Here is a 15,591-nt window from a genome sequence, read left to right on the forward strand (position 1 = left end):
GCCCCTTTGTATCATCATTATATTTTCCGATGTTTCTTTAATGCAAATACATTCCCTATTGCAAATAATAGAGAAAAAAGTAGTAATACAGTAAGATCTAATGCAATCTCTGTAAATCCTTGATTTCGAATCATCACTTGTCTCATTGCGTCAGCTCCATATGTGAGCGGAAATAATTCCCCTAACATTTGGAGCCACTTATTCATAGATTCAATTGGAAACAACCCAGAAAAGAAAATTTGTGGCACAATGACAAGCGGTATAAATTGAATCATTTGAAATTCATTATTTGCGTATGCTGATAAAAACGTCCCTAAAGTTAGTGCTGTTAAAGAAAGCATACATGTAATAAGTAGCGTTAGCCATATGGAGCCAGCTACATACAAGTCTAAAATATAAACTGAAAAATTCACGATTATAATTGATTGTATAAATGCAAAGATTCCAAAACCAATAATATATCCTACAACTATTTCCCATCTTCTCACTGGAGTGGACAATAACCTCTCTAATGTACCACTTAAACGTTCTCTAACAAAGGAAACTCCAGATAATATAAATACAAAGAAAAATGTAAAGAAACCAATCAATACGGGGCCAAGCCCATCAAACATTGTAAAGTCTTTAGAGCCATGTAAATAATTTACTTCAGGATTCATAACTGATACATCATTCTTTTCTGAACTCTTTTGTAAAACTTGAAGTACAGCACGATTTTTTGATGAATCACTTCCTTCTAATAAAAGATTCATTTTCCCATTCTCTAAATAAATTACTGCATCTACCTTTTGCTGTTCTAACTCTGAAATTGCTTTCTCTTTGCCGTATTCATAAATTGAGGCTTCTTGAGTTTTCATTGTTTTTATAATAGGAGCAGGCACATCAACTACAGCGATATGCGGTACATAGTCTTTTTGTGTAAACACTAGAGACAATAACCAAAGTAATAACATTGGTGCCCCAAACATCATCGCTAACGAACGTTTATCTCGAAAAAATTGGCGAATAATACGAATGATTACACCAGTAACTCTCATGATAGGGCCACCTCTTCCAACAAAAAAACATCTTCAATCCGTCCTGATGATACCCGTTTTTTCAATTCTTCAGGTGTTCCAGTCGCAACTAGCTTTCCTTCTCTAATCAACCCTAGACGCTCACAAAACTCAGCTTCATCCATAATGTGCGTCGTTACAATAATAGTTGTGCCTTTCTTTTTCAAATCATAAAATTTTTCCCAGATTGTTTTTCTAAGAAGTGGATCTATCCCCACTGTTGGCTCATCTAAAATTAATATTTCAGGTTCATGAAGGAGTGCTATCGCTAATGATAAACGCTTCTTCATCCCACCTGAAAAATGCTGCACTTGCTGTCTTATATGTTGTGATAATTGTACAAGGTCAAAAACCTCTTCGATTCTTTCTTTTTTATGTTTTCCTTTTAATCCATACATCGTTGCAATAAAATCTGCATTTTCATATGCTGATAGTTCTTCATATAATGCATCAGCCTGAGCCATATAACCAATTCTTTTCATTTCATTTAAATTAGGCATGTTCGTGTTGTATACAAGCACTTCACCTTTCGTTGCCTCATTAATACCTGCAATCAATTTAATAAGAGTCGTTTTCCCTGAACCTGAAGGCCCAACTAAACCAAATATCTCTGCTTTTTCAACTTGCAATGAAAGATTGTGTAAAACTTCTTTTTTCCAAAAACTTTTTGACACGGTTCGTAAAATAATGGCAGGTTGCTGCATGTATTCTTCCCCCTTTTCAAAATGAGTGAGTACTCACTTTTATTTTACTCTTGCGTAATTATATGTCAAACTTCATTGATTAGTATGTATTTTCAATCTTAAACAATGAAACAGAGTCGACATTAGAATTTCATTTCTTAAAGTCGACTCTGTTTCATTTAAATTATATATTTCATTTTACGTTTTTAAATTCATATATTTTCTAATTCTAGCAACATCTAAAGAATATTCGATAACTAATTGCTGTAACGGTAAAATAACTGTATCAGGATATAAATGTGCATATTGTAATGTTTCTGCATATTTTTCTAACCTTTTTTCTAAATACTTTATAATTTGATCAGGATGACTTACTAATAAACATTTACAATAATAATGTATTTGTTCCTCAATCGCCGTATACTCTTCAATTTCATATTCTTTATGCATGTGTACACCCCTTTAAGTTTTTTACTGAATTGCTTATCACACTTTTCACTCGACTAATTTTTAAGTTTTTTGATTATTTACACTATAACAAACTCTCCGGGTCAAATTTTGTTACTTTATGTAACGTAGAAAATTTTTAACAAAACTGTAATGTTAACTTGTATAAAATGTATATGGCCTATTTTTTCTGTACAAAAAATCGTACAGTTCAATTTAACTGTACGACTACAAGTTCTGGCCTATTAAAAATTCTTTGCGGAATGATACTATTGCCTAATCCTCTACTTACTACCATAGACGTATTTTGTTTTTCATATAAACTGGTTGTATATTTAGGTAAAACACCTTGATTTGGAGCCACTAATTTGCTGATAAATGGTAACCTAAATTGTCCACCATGAGCGTGTCCTAATAAAACTATATCTATTTGCTCATCAGCATAATTCTGAATAAATTCAGGTCTATAGAATAAATCATCTATTTCTCCTATTTTAATACACTATCTAACTGTATTGCTCCTATATATATACTCCTATGTAATCCGCAATTTTCCTTATCGGATAAATTAATAAAAATTATTTCCCTACACATTGCGATTACATGTTATATAAGGAAGCTCTTCTTTTTTCCATGCAAGAAATCCTCCCTTTAAATTCACTACTTCCTTTATACCTGCTCTTTGTAAAATACTAGCTGCTATAGCGGAACGCAATCCGGTTCGACATTGTAAAACTATTGGGCAATCTTTTGGTATACAATCTAGCTGCTTAAATAGATTTCCTAAAGGAATATGTATTGCATCATGAAGATGTCCTTCCTCCCACTCTTTTTTACTACGCACGTCGATTACCTTAACACTTCCACCTTTTATATGCGGATATAATTCGATTGATGTGTCTTCTTTGTAACTTTCTAATCTATTAAATTTTTGTATTACCTTTACAGGTACAAAAGCAATAATATTATCTAGCCCAATAGATTCAAAGTCTCTAATAACTTCCTCCACGCTAACCTTTTCCTCATCTAGAATGATTAAAGTTTCTGTTTTATAATCTAGTAACCATCCACACCAAGTTGTAAAGGAATTGTTATAAGGTATGTTAATTGATTTCTCGATGTGACCAGAAGCAAAACTCTCTACATCCCTTATATCAACTATTTGCTGAACGCTTGCCATAACTTCTTGAAGTTTTTCTACTGTATCAATAGCAATAACTTCTCTCTTCTTACGAATTGGAGGACCAGACTTATTTAAATTCTTCATTAATGAAAAATACTTTGGAGGCTCTGGTTGTCCCCTCAATAAAGTCGATACAAAATCACTTTCTTCATTACACTGAAATGCCCAATTGAACATCTTTTCATAACCTAATGTAGAAGTTGGAATTGCTCCTAATGCTTTTCCACATGCGCTTCCTGCACCATGTGATGGCCATATTTGCAAATAATCAGGGAGTATTTTTATTTTTTGTATAGAATTAAATAATTGTTTCGCTCCTATTTTTGCAGTATTTTTCATACCTACAGCAGTTTCTAATAAATCCGGTCTTCCTATATCTCCTACAAATATAAAATCACCTGTGAATATTCCCATTGGCTTATCATTCGTATAATTATTTTGACTTGTATCAGTTACTAAAAAAGAAATACTTTCAGGCGTATGCCCTGGGGTGTGAATTACATTAAATTTTATATGACCTATTTTAAACTCTGTGCCCTCTCTAACCAATTTGTATCGACCTTCGTTAAGATATTGATATTTCCAATCACAATCTCCTTCATCAGATACATATAACTTTGCATGATAAAGATTAGAAAGTTCTCTAGACCCAGAAAGAAAATCTGCATGAATGTGAGTTTCAGCCGCAGCAATTACTTCCATTCCCTCTTTCTTAGCAAATTCTATATATTGTTCTATATAGCGACCTGGATCAATTACAATTGCTACGCCCTCCTTCTGACAACCGACCAAATAGGAAGCATGTGCTAATTTTTCATTATAAAAATATTTTAAAAGCATAGCTATTCCCTCCAAATAGTTATTTCAAAGTACTTTTCAATTTGTATAACTGCTTTCTATCTTCTCCTATAGCATCCCTTTCAACATAAAATTCCAATACATATAGGGCAACATATATCTTTTAAGTAAAAACATACTATATCGTTCTTTCGCTTGATTAAACGGAAATGTTTCTTGAGGCTCATGTTCATAGTTAAATTCAGCGAGTATAAGACTTTTATAACCTGTAACAATCGGACAGGATGTATATCCATCATATTTAGCATGCAAGTCTCTTCCGTTAAGTACGTCCATAATATTTTGTTTTAAGACAGGTATTTGTTTTCGAATTGCCGCTCCAGTTTTAGAGGTGGGTAAATTGGTACAATCTCCAAGTCCGAAAATATTCTTATACTGTACATGCTGCAAAGTATAAGGGCTTATATCTACCCACCCCTGAGAATCACTTATCTCACTCTCTTTAATAAAATTAGGTGGCCCCATTGGTGGAACAACATGGATCATACTGTATGGTACAGTTTCTCTTTTCAGTGTTTGCGTATCTTCAAAAATTGCTTCTCTTTTTTCGGCAATAATTTCTACTAAGTTTTTATTATAATTCGTTATAATTTGCTTTCTTTCTAGTACTTGTTCTAATGCATTAGCATAACGTGGAACCTGAAATATATTAGCGTTCGCCGTATAAAACATTACTTCACTTTTGTTTCTTACACCGCTATTAGAAAAATACTCTTCTGCTAAATACATAATCTTTTGTGGAGCACCACCGCATTTAATAGGAGTGTTTGGGTGGGTAAAAACTGCATTTCCTCCTTTAAATTTTTCAATTTCTCTCCAAGTAGAATCAACATATTTATAAGAGTAATTGCTACAAACCCCATTAGTCCCAATAGACTCCTTTAATCCTTTAATGCCGTCCCAATTTATTTGTATACCGGCTGCTACAATAAGTATTTCATACTCAATCAGCAGTCCATCATCTAAAAGTAGCTTATTTTCTTCCGGAAACAACTTAACGACACTTTTAGGAATCCACGTTGCACCTTTTGGAATAAGCAATTCTTGATCACGCATCGTATTTTCCTTTGAAACAATTCCTCCCCCCACTAAACTCCATAGTGGTTGGAAATAATGTTTTTTTGATGGATCAATAATTGCTATATCTTCTTTCAATAGGGGTACATTTCGTAACAAATGTGCAGTAGAAGATATTCCTGCAGTCCCAGCACCAATTACAATAATTTTATAACTATCTCTGGTCTTCATTATCCTCTTCCCATCTAAATTTGATTTTTAAAACAACTAATTCGCAGCCGTATTTTCATTGTATTAACATTATTATAAGTTAAAAACACCGCCCTTTTATCTGACTTAAATGAAAATTTCGTTAACTTTACCATCAATTTTACTTTATGCGTAAATCCCCTATGTTACTTCCATCTTTTATATTTCTCAATGCTAGTCTTTGTCCTATCTTACTTTAATTACAGTTTCTCTCTACGCTCAAATCTATCTTTATCTCCTTTTTCCAAGAAAGTGCTTCTTCTAGGCCGTCTTCACCATTCACTTCATAGCTTATTTTCCAAGCTCTAATCGTTCCAGAATTAACAGAAAACTTTGCCGTAATGTCAGCTATTGAATGATAACCATCTTATAAAATAAGTTCCATTCATCCAAAACATACTAAGATTAGTAGTGTAGACCAAGGCATTGGTTCGCACTACTATTTTTTATATAGTAGAAGTGAAGAGAAGGTCGTGGGTGTTTTGGGATCCTGAATCCGTATACAAAACTGACCTTCTTCACTTACCTTATTTGAATCAGTTTTTAGTATGTTGGTCTTCGAGATCGTGTATAAGAAATGAGAATAGATAAGTGTAAGTTGAAGACTTCAATTCCACCTGAGGAGGAGCTATATGAAACACGTTATTGCATTTGATGTTAGTATGGGTAAAAGCTATATGGTCATTTATAATGTACAAAAACAATGCGTATTCGAAAGTGAAATCAAGCATACTAAGCCAGATTTTAAAAAGCTCCAAGAAAAGATACATAAGGTTACAGATGAAAACGGCGAATCACCTGAAATTGTTTTCGAATCAACAGGAATCTATTCCAGACAGCTAGAACGATTTATGCAAGATAATCAGTATACATATTGTTTATTAAACCCATTAGAAGCCAAGCTACAATGTGATTCCTTACGAATTCATAAGACCGATCGAAGCGATGCACACCGATTAGCTCTCACTCATTTCACAGTTACCCGAAGGGTATCTAATGGAACTAATAACTTATTCCATCAGTTAAAATCTCTTTCTAGATTGTATAGCGAACTGGATAGTGAATTATCGATAATTCGTGGTCGTATGCATAAAGTAATCCAATTAACATTTCCTGAGTTGGAGAGAATGTTTACCAGTAAATCTGATTTGTTTTTAAATTTTGTTCAACTATTCCCCCACCCAGATTGTATTTTAGGTCTTTCAAAAACCATTATAAAAAATCGTATTCGTGCCAACACCAATAAAAAAATATCAAATATTACAGCGGAGAAAAAAGCGATTCAAATACTTGAAATAGCGAAAACTTCCTATCCTGCTGTTTCTCAGAACGATGTTCTGTGTGATCAACTCAAATTATACGCAAGGCGCTATCAAGAGCTTCTTCACCAAAAAGAATGCTGTATTAACAAGATGGTATATATAGCCGAGCAACGTGCAGAATACGATATCATTCTCAGTCTTCCTGGGATTGGACCGAATACTGCAGTACGCTTGATGGCTGAAATAGGAGATATTACTCGTTTTAACAATAACAAGCAACTCAATGCATTTGCGGGTATTGATATACGCCGTTTTCAATCAGGTAAAACCTTTTTTAAAGATAAAATCAATAAACGTGGAAATAAACATTTGCGGAAGCTCCTTTTCCTCATCATCCAGAACATGATTAAACAACGACGTTACGGACAAAATCACATTGTTGAGTATTACGATAAATTAAAAACGCAACCCTATAACAAATGTCATAAAGTTGCGTCCATTGCATGTGTAAACAAGTTCTTGAAACTCCTCTTTCACCTTATTACACATGATATCCACTATGATTATCGGTTAACGGCCTAATATCATAGTTTCATTCATCATATCATATCTCACCCCTAGTAAAAAAACGAGTATATATTAGGGGTTTTTGGTATGCATGATAACAAGTACTTGTTCAATCTGATATTCACTCCAGTAAAAAACTAAAAATACAGGTTGACTAATCGTAAGAAAAACACCCCTGATTTCCATTATTCATAGGAAATCAGGGGTGTTTATCGGTATATAAACCTTTAAAATTATTAATAAGTCTTCTATTAAAATATAAATGGTTAAACAGATGAAAAAACTTCGACTGTTATATTATCCCTTATTTCTTAAATACAGGTGCTATTTTATCAATGCGATTTGTCCAAATTCCACCTGTATAATCTTCAGGAAGGCGTTTTATATCTTCAGATGAGTCAAATCCACTTGAAAACCCAGACCCATTTCCTCCTACAATGATAACTCGAGTATCTACTTTATCCATTCGATTAAGAAAACGATTTGGCCATCCCCAAAGCCAAGGAGCTACTTTGTCTGGTATATGTAATTCTCCATGCTTCAGGCTTGAAGGTATGTAGCCAGTCCATCCTAATGTCATATAAGTAATAAGATCTTTTTTCATGGTCGCTTTTGACATTGTTCGTAAACTAGGGATGCGCTCTTTTATCGCAGCAATTGGTTTATCGCCACCATATACAGTTAGTTGATCAAGGCGCTTTGCTGGTAATTTCTTGAGGTGAGTAGCCAATTGGATTCCTTCATTTTCATCATCACTTTTAATATGAATAAGAAAAGAACGGTCTGGAAAATGGGTAAGTACTTCATCAAGTGTTGGCATAAGATTAATCCCTTTGCCACGAAACGGGAATGTTTTACCCCCATCAGCTGTATAACCGTAACCAATATCAAGTGCTTGTAATTCTTTTGTTGTAAAATCTCTTGTAACACCTTTACCATTAGTACGGCAATCAAGAGTCCAGTCATGAAAAATAACAAAATTATTATCTTTAGTTGGTTGAACATCAAACTCTACTAGATCAGCTCCAGCTTTAAATGCCGCTTCCATAGATGGAATTGTATTTTCTAAATAAGAATGTTCAGGTTTATTTATACGTTCTGCTGTACATGTATCACTCTCTATCTCTTCCATGCTAAATGTTTGCGAAAGTCCTCGGTGAGCAAGAAGAAGAGGAGTTCCATCGTCCCTCTTAGCAAAAAAAGAACTGTTATTTACATAAACAAATACGAATAGGATAAGAATTATCCAAGTCGCTTTACGTTTCAATAACCTTTTTAGTTTGTTCATTGTATGCTCCTCTTAAATTTGGTTGAAAAATGCCTTAAACAATTTTCGGCATTTAAATACTGGTAAATGTTAAAGCCTATTTTATTTTTTTGCAATGGATATAATTGTTAATTAAAGGCTGGTACTTTAATATAAAACGGGAGCAATAGAAATCAATTCAATAACCACTCAACCTTCAGTAAGAATAGTTTTGAAAGATTTCTATGAGAATTTAATATAAACGGGTATATGTAATATCCTATTATTTAAGAATCAATTTACTATATGTATATTATCTGACAGCGCCTTAATCACCTTATTGAAGGATTAGAGGCCGTCTAAATAAAACTGGATAATAAATTAACATCATACCTACAAATGAACAAACTAAATAAAAAATAGCCTCGTATTTTATTACTAGAGAAATATTTTTATCAATTTTTTTTTCATCTCTTTTATATATCATTTTGAATAATACTCTATATAATAAGTACCCAATAATTGCTCCCAGGGTGTTCATAGATAAATCATCTATATCTGTAATTCTATTATCTAGCAATTGACCTAACTCAATAGCCAATGAAAAACCGAATCCAGCATAGGCAGTACTTTTCATTGTTCTAAACTGCGGCCAAATAGTCGGCAATAAAAAACCTAATGGCATAAACAGTAAGATGTTTAAGACGTAAGTAGTCATACCTTCAGAAGCAAATGGAATCAAGTTAATTTGATTTACACGAATTAATGTTTCGTATCTACCTATATCCCATATAGTCCCTATCTGCGTCACCTTATACACTAGTGAAAGGTAGAATAGAAAAACATACACCCATAGAAAATGCTGAATAGATATATTTTTTTTCGTTTTAAAATAAAATCCAATTTGAAACACTATACAAAAAATAATAGTAAAAAAATAAGTATATAAATAATTAATCAAAACTCCTGAATGCATTTAAAATCTCCTAACTTTACATTGTAATCTATAACTTTGTCATTTTAGAATATAATTCAAGAACGGGTTGTCACAATCACCCCATCTATATTTTCTCCATATATTCCATAAGATTCATTCACTGGTATTTCAACTTCAATTGTTTTATTTTGAAAAAAAGGATAATATGAAATCAAATATTTTTCCCCATCTTAATGAAAGATTGATTAACACCTTCCTTTACAGCATTATTAATCATCTCTGAAAAATTTTTTGCTATTTCTTTTGATAGATAAATATTCGTATTAAGTAACCCGTATCCATTTATCAACTCATTATGTTTAGATAAATTTACGATATCTGATTTCACACTCTTTTGGCGAATAGGATATTTACTGTTAATTAAGAGCAGATTCCCTTGATAGATGTGTTCTTTTACAATCTCTTTCTTTTGAATAATTGAGGTAGTCCCTGTATTATCTATGTTATCTTTGTGATTTTGATCATATTTTTGAACCTCTACTTTACTCTGAAAAAACAGCGCTTTATTCATGTAAGCTATTTTAATCCACGCATAAGTTATCATATCTTTCTTTGACGAAATAAAAAAAGCTCGTTCTTATGGTTTAAGTCTACCGCATAAGAACGAGCCATTTATTAATATTAAATTGTTAATTCCCTAAGAAAAAGTAGAGATAACCTTAAGAATTTCTTAAGAAACAATGATTATTTTCTAAGAATCCCCTTTATTAACCGAGTCTTGGAAGACTGGAAGTTCTACCGTGAAAGTTGTAGAGTTGTCATTACTTTCCGCGTAAATCTGTCCGCCATGTTGAACAATGATTTCTTTGGCAATCGCCAATCCAAGTCCCGCGCCGCCCGTATCAGAAGAACGGGCATCATCCAATCTGTAAAACTTTTCAAATATGGTAGCAAGTTTATCTTTCGGGATGTTTCCGTCGTTCTCGAAAACGATGGATACCACATCTTCGGATAGGTTCGCCGTAATGTCAATAACGCTGTCGTCCTTGCTATATGCAGTGGCGTTTTTCAAAATATTGTTAAAGACCCTCGCTAGCTTATCAGGGTCACCAAATACGGTCAAATCTTCAGAAGCATGGAGTACCACCTGTTTTCCCTTCGCAGCAAGCTGGGGATAAAATTCATCAGTCATTTGTACCAGCATATAGTATAGGTCTATGTGCTTTTTCGTGAGCGTAATCGTTTGAAGGTTATATCGCGTAATCTCAAAAAATTCGTCGATTAGCTGTTCCAGACGATACGCTTTGTCTAACGTGATATGCACATACTTTGCCTTTTGCTCTCTTGGCATGTCTGGTGCCTCGTCGAGCAGGATCAGATAACCGATAACTGATGTAAGAGGCGTTTTAATATCGTGTGCCAAGTACATAACAACTTCATTTTTTCTTTGTTCGGCCAGCTTTGCATCATGCTCTCGCTTTTCAAGGGTTCGCTTTAATGTGTTGAGCTTCTGTTCCATGAACTCCAATTCCGCAGAAAGCTCAATTTGTTTATCTGCGTTCTGAATAAGTATATCAATACCGGTATTTATCTCTTCAAAGTATTTTACAAATTTTAAAAGCATAACTCGGCATAGAATAAGAATACTAATGGCAACCGCCGCATAAATAAAAATTTCTATATTGTTCCGTATAGTATACTGATATATTATCATTGCGTCCCAACGCTCTAAATGATAACTGTTTTCCAAAAAACGTACAATCCACTCCCCAAGTGTCCCTTGGATAAATAGACGCAAAAACAGCACAAATACAACTGCTGCCATGACAATCGTAAGGATATATTGGTAGAGTTTCCGTTTTAATTTTGAATAATCGATTTTTTTATTCTTATTTTTATTTTTCAATTTTATAGCCGATCCCCCATACCGTTTTTATATACTTCGGATTATCAACCGTATCGTTCATCTTTTCTCGCAGATGTCGGATATGCACGGTGATAGTGTTGTTACTCTTGCTGAAATATTCGTCACCCCATATCTCATGAAACAGCTGCTCAGAGCTAACCACATTCCCCTTGTTCTCACAGAGGATACGCAGGATTGAAAACTCGGTGGGAGTGAGAGATAACGGCTTCTCGTTCAGAGAACACTCATGCGTGCTTATATTAATAACAAGACCAGAGTGTACGATAACATTCTCGTTCTGTGCCGTTACTCCATTGTATTTTTTATATCGGCGTAACTGCGCCTTGACTCGGGCAATTAACTCTAGTGGGCGAAAGGGTTTTGTAATATAATCGTCCGCACCAATTGTTAGCCCTGTAATTTTATCTATTTCTGTATCTTTCGCCGTCAACATGATAATTGGATAGGTGTGCTTGTCCCTTATTTTTTGACAGATAGTGAGACCACTTACGTCGGGGAGCATGATATCCAATATTGCAAGGTCAAGCACATTCTTATCTATACATTCCAATGCTTCTTTGGCGGTATAGTATTTGAAAACCGTACAATTCTCATTTTTCAAGTAGAGCTCAACCAAATCGGCAATTTCGCGTTCATCTTCCACAATAAGTACTTTATCACTCATGGTTACCAATCCTCCTCTATGGATGTACTTTTTTCAATTGGAATCTTTTCCGAATAACGAGCCTATCATACCTATCACTACAAGTAAAGTCCATTGTTGTATACAGACAGAGTCGGTTAAACCAAATAGATTTTTAGATTTACCCATTTATTAAGATTTAATTTTATGCCAAGAATAAAAGATTTATCTGACTCAAAATTATTTACAATAGATAAAGCAATATACTCTCCCTTTAGGAAAAGGAAACAATTCCGCCTTAAATTGACTTTGTATAATCTTAACTTGATAGCAATGTCGCACTAGCCCAAATACAAAAATCTCCTTCAAAAAAAGAAAGTCAGTAACTAATGTATTACTGTGACCTAGTTTTACCTAACTTGAATTGAATCCCCTTGTTGTAGATTTTTATTTTATTATTATTAATTACGGTACATGAAATTATTAATAATAAAATAAAAAAAGCTCCCCTGAAAGGAGCTCCTTACATTACAAAACACTTATAAAACCCTTCTAATTACAGCTCTACTTAAGATTTGGAGTATACTTATAACTCAGCCACCTCTATTTGTTACGAATAATCATTGGTCAAAGATTATTCTTTTTCTGTGTATTATTTCAAGCTCTTTAGATCTTCTCTCTTTGTGAAATTGAGCTCAAAATAAATTAACTAGATAACAAAATGTAAAATAACAATGCAGTTGCCTCTTGTCGTTTCATACTTTGTTTTGATAAATAATCTGCTGATCCATCTTCATTATAGATAACCTCAGGCCCTACTAAACGATGACCTACAATATTTTTCACGGATTCTATTGCCCAATCATCAGTTTCTCCCTTTAATGTTGCATCTGCAGATGGCGCTCCTAACATTTTTAAATACTGCCAGGTAATCCATGCTGCTTCTTGTCTAGTAATTGCACGGTCTGGATGGAATTGTTCCCCTTCTTTTTCATATAAAATACCAATCTCATATAACTTTTGAATATGTGGCGCATATGGATGATTTTTCACATCAGAAAACACTGGTTCTTTTTTTGAAGGTGGTGTAAAGTAAGCAATTTGAGATAACCAATATGCAAATTCTGCTCGTGTAAGAGAAGATTCTGGAGTGAAATTCCCCTCGTTATTTGCTTGTAATACCTCGTATTGATGTAAAGGATTTATAAACTTAGCATATGGATGATTTTCATCTACGTCTTTAAATCTCTCAGGCTCACTTAACTTCACTGCTGAGCTGCCCGAGTTCCAATGTATCATTTCTTTTACGGTACCATCTTTGTGAAGCTTAAACGCCATATAATTCCCTTTTTCATCCTCAAACAGTAAAGGGTCTATTTGTTTTAGCTCCTGTTTACCATATACTTTATCACTTACATATAACTTTCCTTCACTTATGTTTACATGTGACATTAGGTTTTTTAATCTCAAATCTCGGTAAACCCCTTCAAATTTCTTTAATTCTTCTTCATTAGGGTTTAAATATTCAGGTTTTGTTTTCTCTGGGAAATATTGATTCATAAAATCATCAAATACTTCAACAGGTAGTGCTGAACTATCTTTATTTGTAACAACAAAAACTCCAATTTTATGCTCTGGAATTAACCACATTAAAGATGAAAAACCTGGTATATTTCCACCTTTACCAAACACATATTGCCCATTATGACTTTGCGGTGAAAAGAACTCAAATCCGTATGTCATATTAGGGTATTTGGAATGTAAAGCAAATTTTGTTTTTTGCATATCTTCAACAGTTTCTTTTTGTAGTATTTGGTTATTTTTAAATTTACCATCATTCAATTGAGCAATCATGAAATTGGCTACATCACTCCCTGTAGAAAACATACTCCCTTGTGGCATATCTGTTGGTCTTGTTTGATAAAATGGGATGGCATTACCTTTAGCATCATATCCTGTTGCTAACTTTTCTTTAATAAAATTAGTCATAACAAAACTGCTATTATGCATTTCTAAAGGGTAAAAAATATTTTTGGCCATATATTTGTAAAAAGGTGTGTTTGTCAGATTTTGAACAATATACCCTTGAAGCATAGAAGCAAAATTATCATATGTATATGTATCTCCTGGCTTTCTCACTACTGTGGGCATATTATCCTCTACATAATCTTTAAGCATTGTGTAATCATTATCTTGATAATGGATGTCCTCTGGTCTAGGGTCTACGTAATCAAACCCTGTTGTATGAGTAAGTAAATGCTCCATTGTAACTGGTTCACCCATGTTATTTTGGTACTTTAGTCCCCCCATATAATTTAATATATCTTTATTTAAATCAATTTTCCCTTGTTCAACTAACTGCATGACAGCACTAGCAGTAAAAACTTTTGATATTGACGCTAATCGAAAAACTGTTTTTTTAGGATCGATGGGAGTATTCTTTTCTTTATCGGAAAATCCGAACCCCTTTTGAAATAGAATTTGATTATCCTTTACAACGACAAGAGCTACACCAGCTGCGTTTTCTTTTTTCATTTTTTCTGGAATTACTTTATTGGTGAATGCTTCTACATCTATAGGATTTAATGTTATAGGTGCAACAGTTTCGGCTTTTGAATAATTGCTTCCCAGAAAAACTAACAAAAAACAAACACTTACAGCTACTAACCTTTGAAAATAATTTTTCATTCTTTTTTTCCTATTCCCCAAATTAATTCCCCCTTTAATAATAGATTTATTGATTATTCAGCCATAGGTTAACCAACCATATTCTACCATTATATAGGTATTTTTTCTAATTTTATTTCAATTCTGTCATTTATTAACTACTCTCCTTTGGAATTAGTTCATATATATCATTAGGTTTTAGTTATAGAAAATGATATAGCATACAAAAATGCAAGACAGTCTTTAATATAGACTTTCATCGGCAGTTTTTTTCAAAACATCCTATATAAAGAAAACACCCATCCTTTATAATCAATAAAATTGGATGGGTATTTTGTAACGCATTAAATATTCTATTCTTACTGGGTATTAAGATATCTAAAATGATACCTTAGTTTTTCAATTGTCATTTAAAGTCTATTGACTGTATATATCTTTCTCTATATTCTTTAACAACATTTCCAACCTATCCATAGTAACTTGATTAAAATGTGGATTTAATTCCTTTATTATGAATTCAAGTAACTCATAGCTTATGTATTCACCCAATTCCAGTGAATATTGTTCAGCTAAAAAAGACTTTAATTTTTTAGAGATATCAATCTTATCTTTTTTACTAATCTTTACTCCATTCGATAACAAACCCCTCTTAGATTAATCTGAAAAGCTAATTAAAAATAACTTTTCATATCATAACATTCAATCACCTGAGAACTGGTCACTGTTGCATATCATTTTTATTTTTAAAGTATCTTTGTTTTATATATTACAGGCTACAATATATAAAACAAAGACCAATTACAGAATTTTTAACTTTATCAATTTTTTTAGAGATTCCACATAAAATTACCTTTTTCACATTATAAAAAAT

Annotated in this window: 12 protein-coding genes and 3 pseudogenes; 2 read left to right on the plus strand and 13 right to left on the minus strand. The window is 33.1% G+C overall.

Going from position 1 to position 15,591, the window contains the following annotated elements; genetic code table 11:
- Window positions 1–17 precede the first annotated feature (17 nt).
- The 6 genes and pseudogenes from ACUN0F_RS20820 to ACUN0F_RS20845 form a co-directional block, all read right to left on the minus strand.
- Window positions 18–1,037 carry an ABC transporter permease gene (locus ACUN0F_RS20820; protein ID WP_445540070.1) on the minus strand — a complete coding sequence of 340 codons (1,020 nt, stop codon included), beginning with the start codon at window positions 1,035–1,037 and terminating at the stop codon, window positions 18–20.
- Entirely contained in the window at window positions 1,034–1,759 is a 726-nt protein-coding gene (locus ACUN0F_RS20825) for an ABC transporter ATP-binding protein (RefSeq protein WP_098847688.1), read from the minus strand. Before ACUN0F_RS20825 ends, ACUN0F_RS20820 begins: the two co-directional genes overlap by 4 nt.
- A 177-nt stretch (window positions 1,760–1,936) precedes the next feature.
- Window positions 1,937–2,188, minus strand: coding sequence for a hypothetical protein (locus tag ACUN0F_RS20830; RefSeq protein ID WP_000548621.1), 252 nt, complete (start codon window positions 2,186–2,188; stop codon window positions 1,937–1,939).
- A 208-nt stretch (window positions 2,189–2,396) separates the two neighbouring features.
- Window positions 2,397–2,660 (minus strand): annotated as a pseudogene (locus tag ACUN0F_RS20835) (metallophosphoesterase); the annotation flags it as partial.
- Window positions 2,661–2,771: 111 nt separating this feature from the next.
- Window positions 2,772–4,208, minus strand: a complete 1,437-nt coding sequence (locus ACUN0F_RS20840) for an MBL fold metallo-hydrolase (protein WP_264462386.1) — start codon at window positions 4,206–4,208, stop codon at window positions 2,772–2,774.
- A gap of 66 nt (window positions 4,209–4,274) precedes the next feature.
- A complete protein-coding gene (locus ACUN0F_RS20845; RefSeq protein WP_264462387.1) occupies window positions 4,275–5,474 on the minus strand; it encodes an FAD/NAD(P)-binding oxidoreductase in 1,200 nt (399 codons plus the stop codon).
- A 650-nt stretch (window positions 5,475–6,124) separates the two neighbouring features.
- Between ACUN0F_RS20845 and ACUN0F_RS20850 the strand changes: the two genes are divergently transcribed.
- Complete coding sequence (locus tag ACUN0F_RS20850) at window positions 6,125–7,336, plus strand: IS110 family transposase (RefSeq protein ID WP_445539185.1); 1,212 nt, start codon at window positions 6,125–6,127, stop codon at window positions 7,334–7,336.
- Window positions 7,337–7,625: 289 nt separating this feature from the next.
- On the opposite strand, the gene ACUN0F_RS20855 is transcribed toward ACUN0F_RS20850, so the two are convergent.
- The 5 genes and pseudogenes from ACUN0F_RS20855 to vanR all read right to left on the minus strand — a co-directional run bounded on the left by ACUN0F_RS20855 (window position 7,626) and on the right by vanR (window position 12,095).
- Window positions 7,626–8,609, minus strand: coding sequence for a glycerophosphodiester phosphodiesterase family protein (locus tag ACUN0F_RS20855; RefSeq protein ID WP_264462388.1), 984 nt, complete (start codon window positions 8,607–8,609; stop codon window positions 7,626–7,628).
- 295 nt (window positions 8,610–8,904) lie between these two features.
- A complete protein-coding gene (locus ACUN0F_RS20860) occupies window positions 8,905–9,543 on the minus strand; it encodes a VanZ family protein (protein WP_264462389.1) in 639 nt (212 codons plus the stop codon).
- Between the two features lie 184 nt (window positions 9,544–9,727).
- A pseudogene (locus ACUN0F_RS20865) lies at window positions 9,728–10,108 on the minus strand (D-Ala-D-Ala carboxypeptidase VanY); the annotation flags it as partial.
- Window positions 10,109–10,255: 147 nt separating this feature from the next.
- Window positions 10,256–11,410 (minus strand): vancomycin resistance histidine kinase VanS, encoded by a 1,155-nt coding sequence (vanS, locus tag ACUN0F_RS20870; RefSeq protein WP_264462390.1) that lies wholly within the window; start codon window positions 11,408–11,410, stop codon window positions 10,256–10,258.
- On the minus strand, window positions 11,400–12,095 hold the full coding sequence (gene vanR / locus ACUN0F_RS20875) for a VanR-ABDEGLN family response regulator transcription factor (protein WP_264462391.1): 696 nt from the start codon (window positions 12,093–12,095) through the stop codon (window positions 11,400–11,402). The genes vanS and vanR overlap by 11 nt, the downstream gene beginning before the upstream one ends.
- Window positions 12,096–12,224: 129 nt before the next feature.
- On the opposite strand from vanR, the pseudogene ACUN0F_RS20880 reads away from it, so the two are divergent.
- Window positions 12,225–12,326 (plus strand): annotated as a pseudogene (locus ACUN0F_RS20880) (Tn3 family transposase); the annotation flags it as partial.
- Window positions 12,327–12,758: 432 nt separating this feature from the next.
- Here the strand turns inward: ACUN0F_RS20880 and ACUN0F_RS20885 are convergent.
- Both ACUN0F_RS20885 and ACUN0F_RS20890 read right to left on the minus strand, forming a co-directional pair.
- Window positions 12,759–14,741 (minus strand): serine hydrolase, encoded by a 1,983-nt coding sequence (locus tag ACUN0F_RS20885; RefSeq protein ID WP_445540839.1) that lies wholly within the window; start codon window positions 14,739–14,741, stop codon window positions 12,759–12,761.
- 396 nt (window positions 14,742–15,137) lie between these two features.
- The gene (locus ACUN0F_RS20890; RefSeq protein ID WP_193673979.1) at window positions 15,138–15,362 is read right to left on the minus strand and encodes a DUF2164 family protein; all 225 of its coding nucleotides are present in this window, start codon (window positions 15,360–15,362) and stop codon (window positions 15,138–15,140) included.
- Between the last annotated feature and the right edge of the window lie 229 nt (window positions 15,363–15,591).

The organism is Bacillus sp. 1A, assembly GCF_052682215.1.

What these genes read in the sequence shown, in the direction of transcription:
- ACUN0F_RS20885 (WP_445540839.1), bottom strand. Translation starts at nt 14,741, where the DNA reads ATGAAAAATTATTTTCAAAGGTTAGTAGCTGTAAGTGTTTGTTTTTTG.
- ACUN0F_RS20860 (WP_264462389.1), bottom strand. Translation starts at nt 9,543, where the DNA reads ATGCATTCAGGAGTTTTGATTAATTATTTATATACTTATTTTTTTACT.
- ACUN0F_RS20845 (WP_264462387.1), bottom strand. Translation starts at nt 5,474, where the DNA reads ATGAAGACCAGAGATAGTTATAAAATTATTGTAATTGGTGCTGGGACT.
- ACUN0F_RS20825 (WP_098847688.1), bottom strand. Translation starts at nt 1,759, where the DNA reads ATGCAGCAACCTGCCATTATTTTACGAACCGTGTCAAAAAGTTTTTGG.
- ACUN0F_RS20830 (WP_000548621.1), bottom strand. Translation starts at nt 2,188, where the DNA reads ATGCATAAAGAATATGAAATTGAAGAGTATACGGCGATTGAGGAACAA.
- ACUN0F_RS20820 (WP_445540070.1), bottom strand. Translation starts at nt 1,037, where the DNA reads ATGAGAGTTACTGGTGTAATCATTCGTATTATTCGCCAATTTTTTCGA.
- ACUN0F_RS20840 (WP_264462386.1), bottom strand. Translation starts at nt 4,208, where the DNA reads ATGCTTTTAAAATATTTTTATAATGAAAAATTAGCACATGCTTCCTAT.
- vanR (WP_264462391.1), bottom strand. Translation starts at nt 12,095, where the DNA reads ATGAGTGATAAAGTACTTATTGTGGAAGATGAACGCGAAATTGCCGAT.
- ACUN0F_RS20850 (WP_445539185.1), top strand. Translation starts at nt 6,125, where the DNA reads ATGAAACACGTTATTGCATTTGATGTTAGTATGGGTAAAAGCTATATG.
- ACUN0F_RS20855 (WP_264462388.1), bottom strand. Translation starts at nt 8,609, where the DNA reads ATGAACAAACTAAAAAGGTTATTGAAACGTAAAGCGACTTGGATAATT.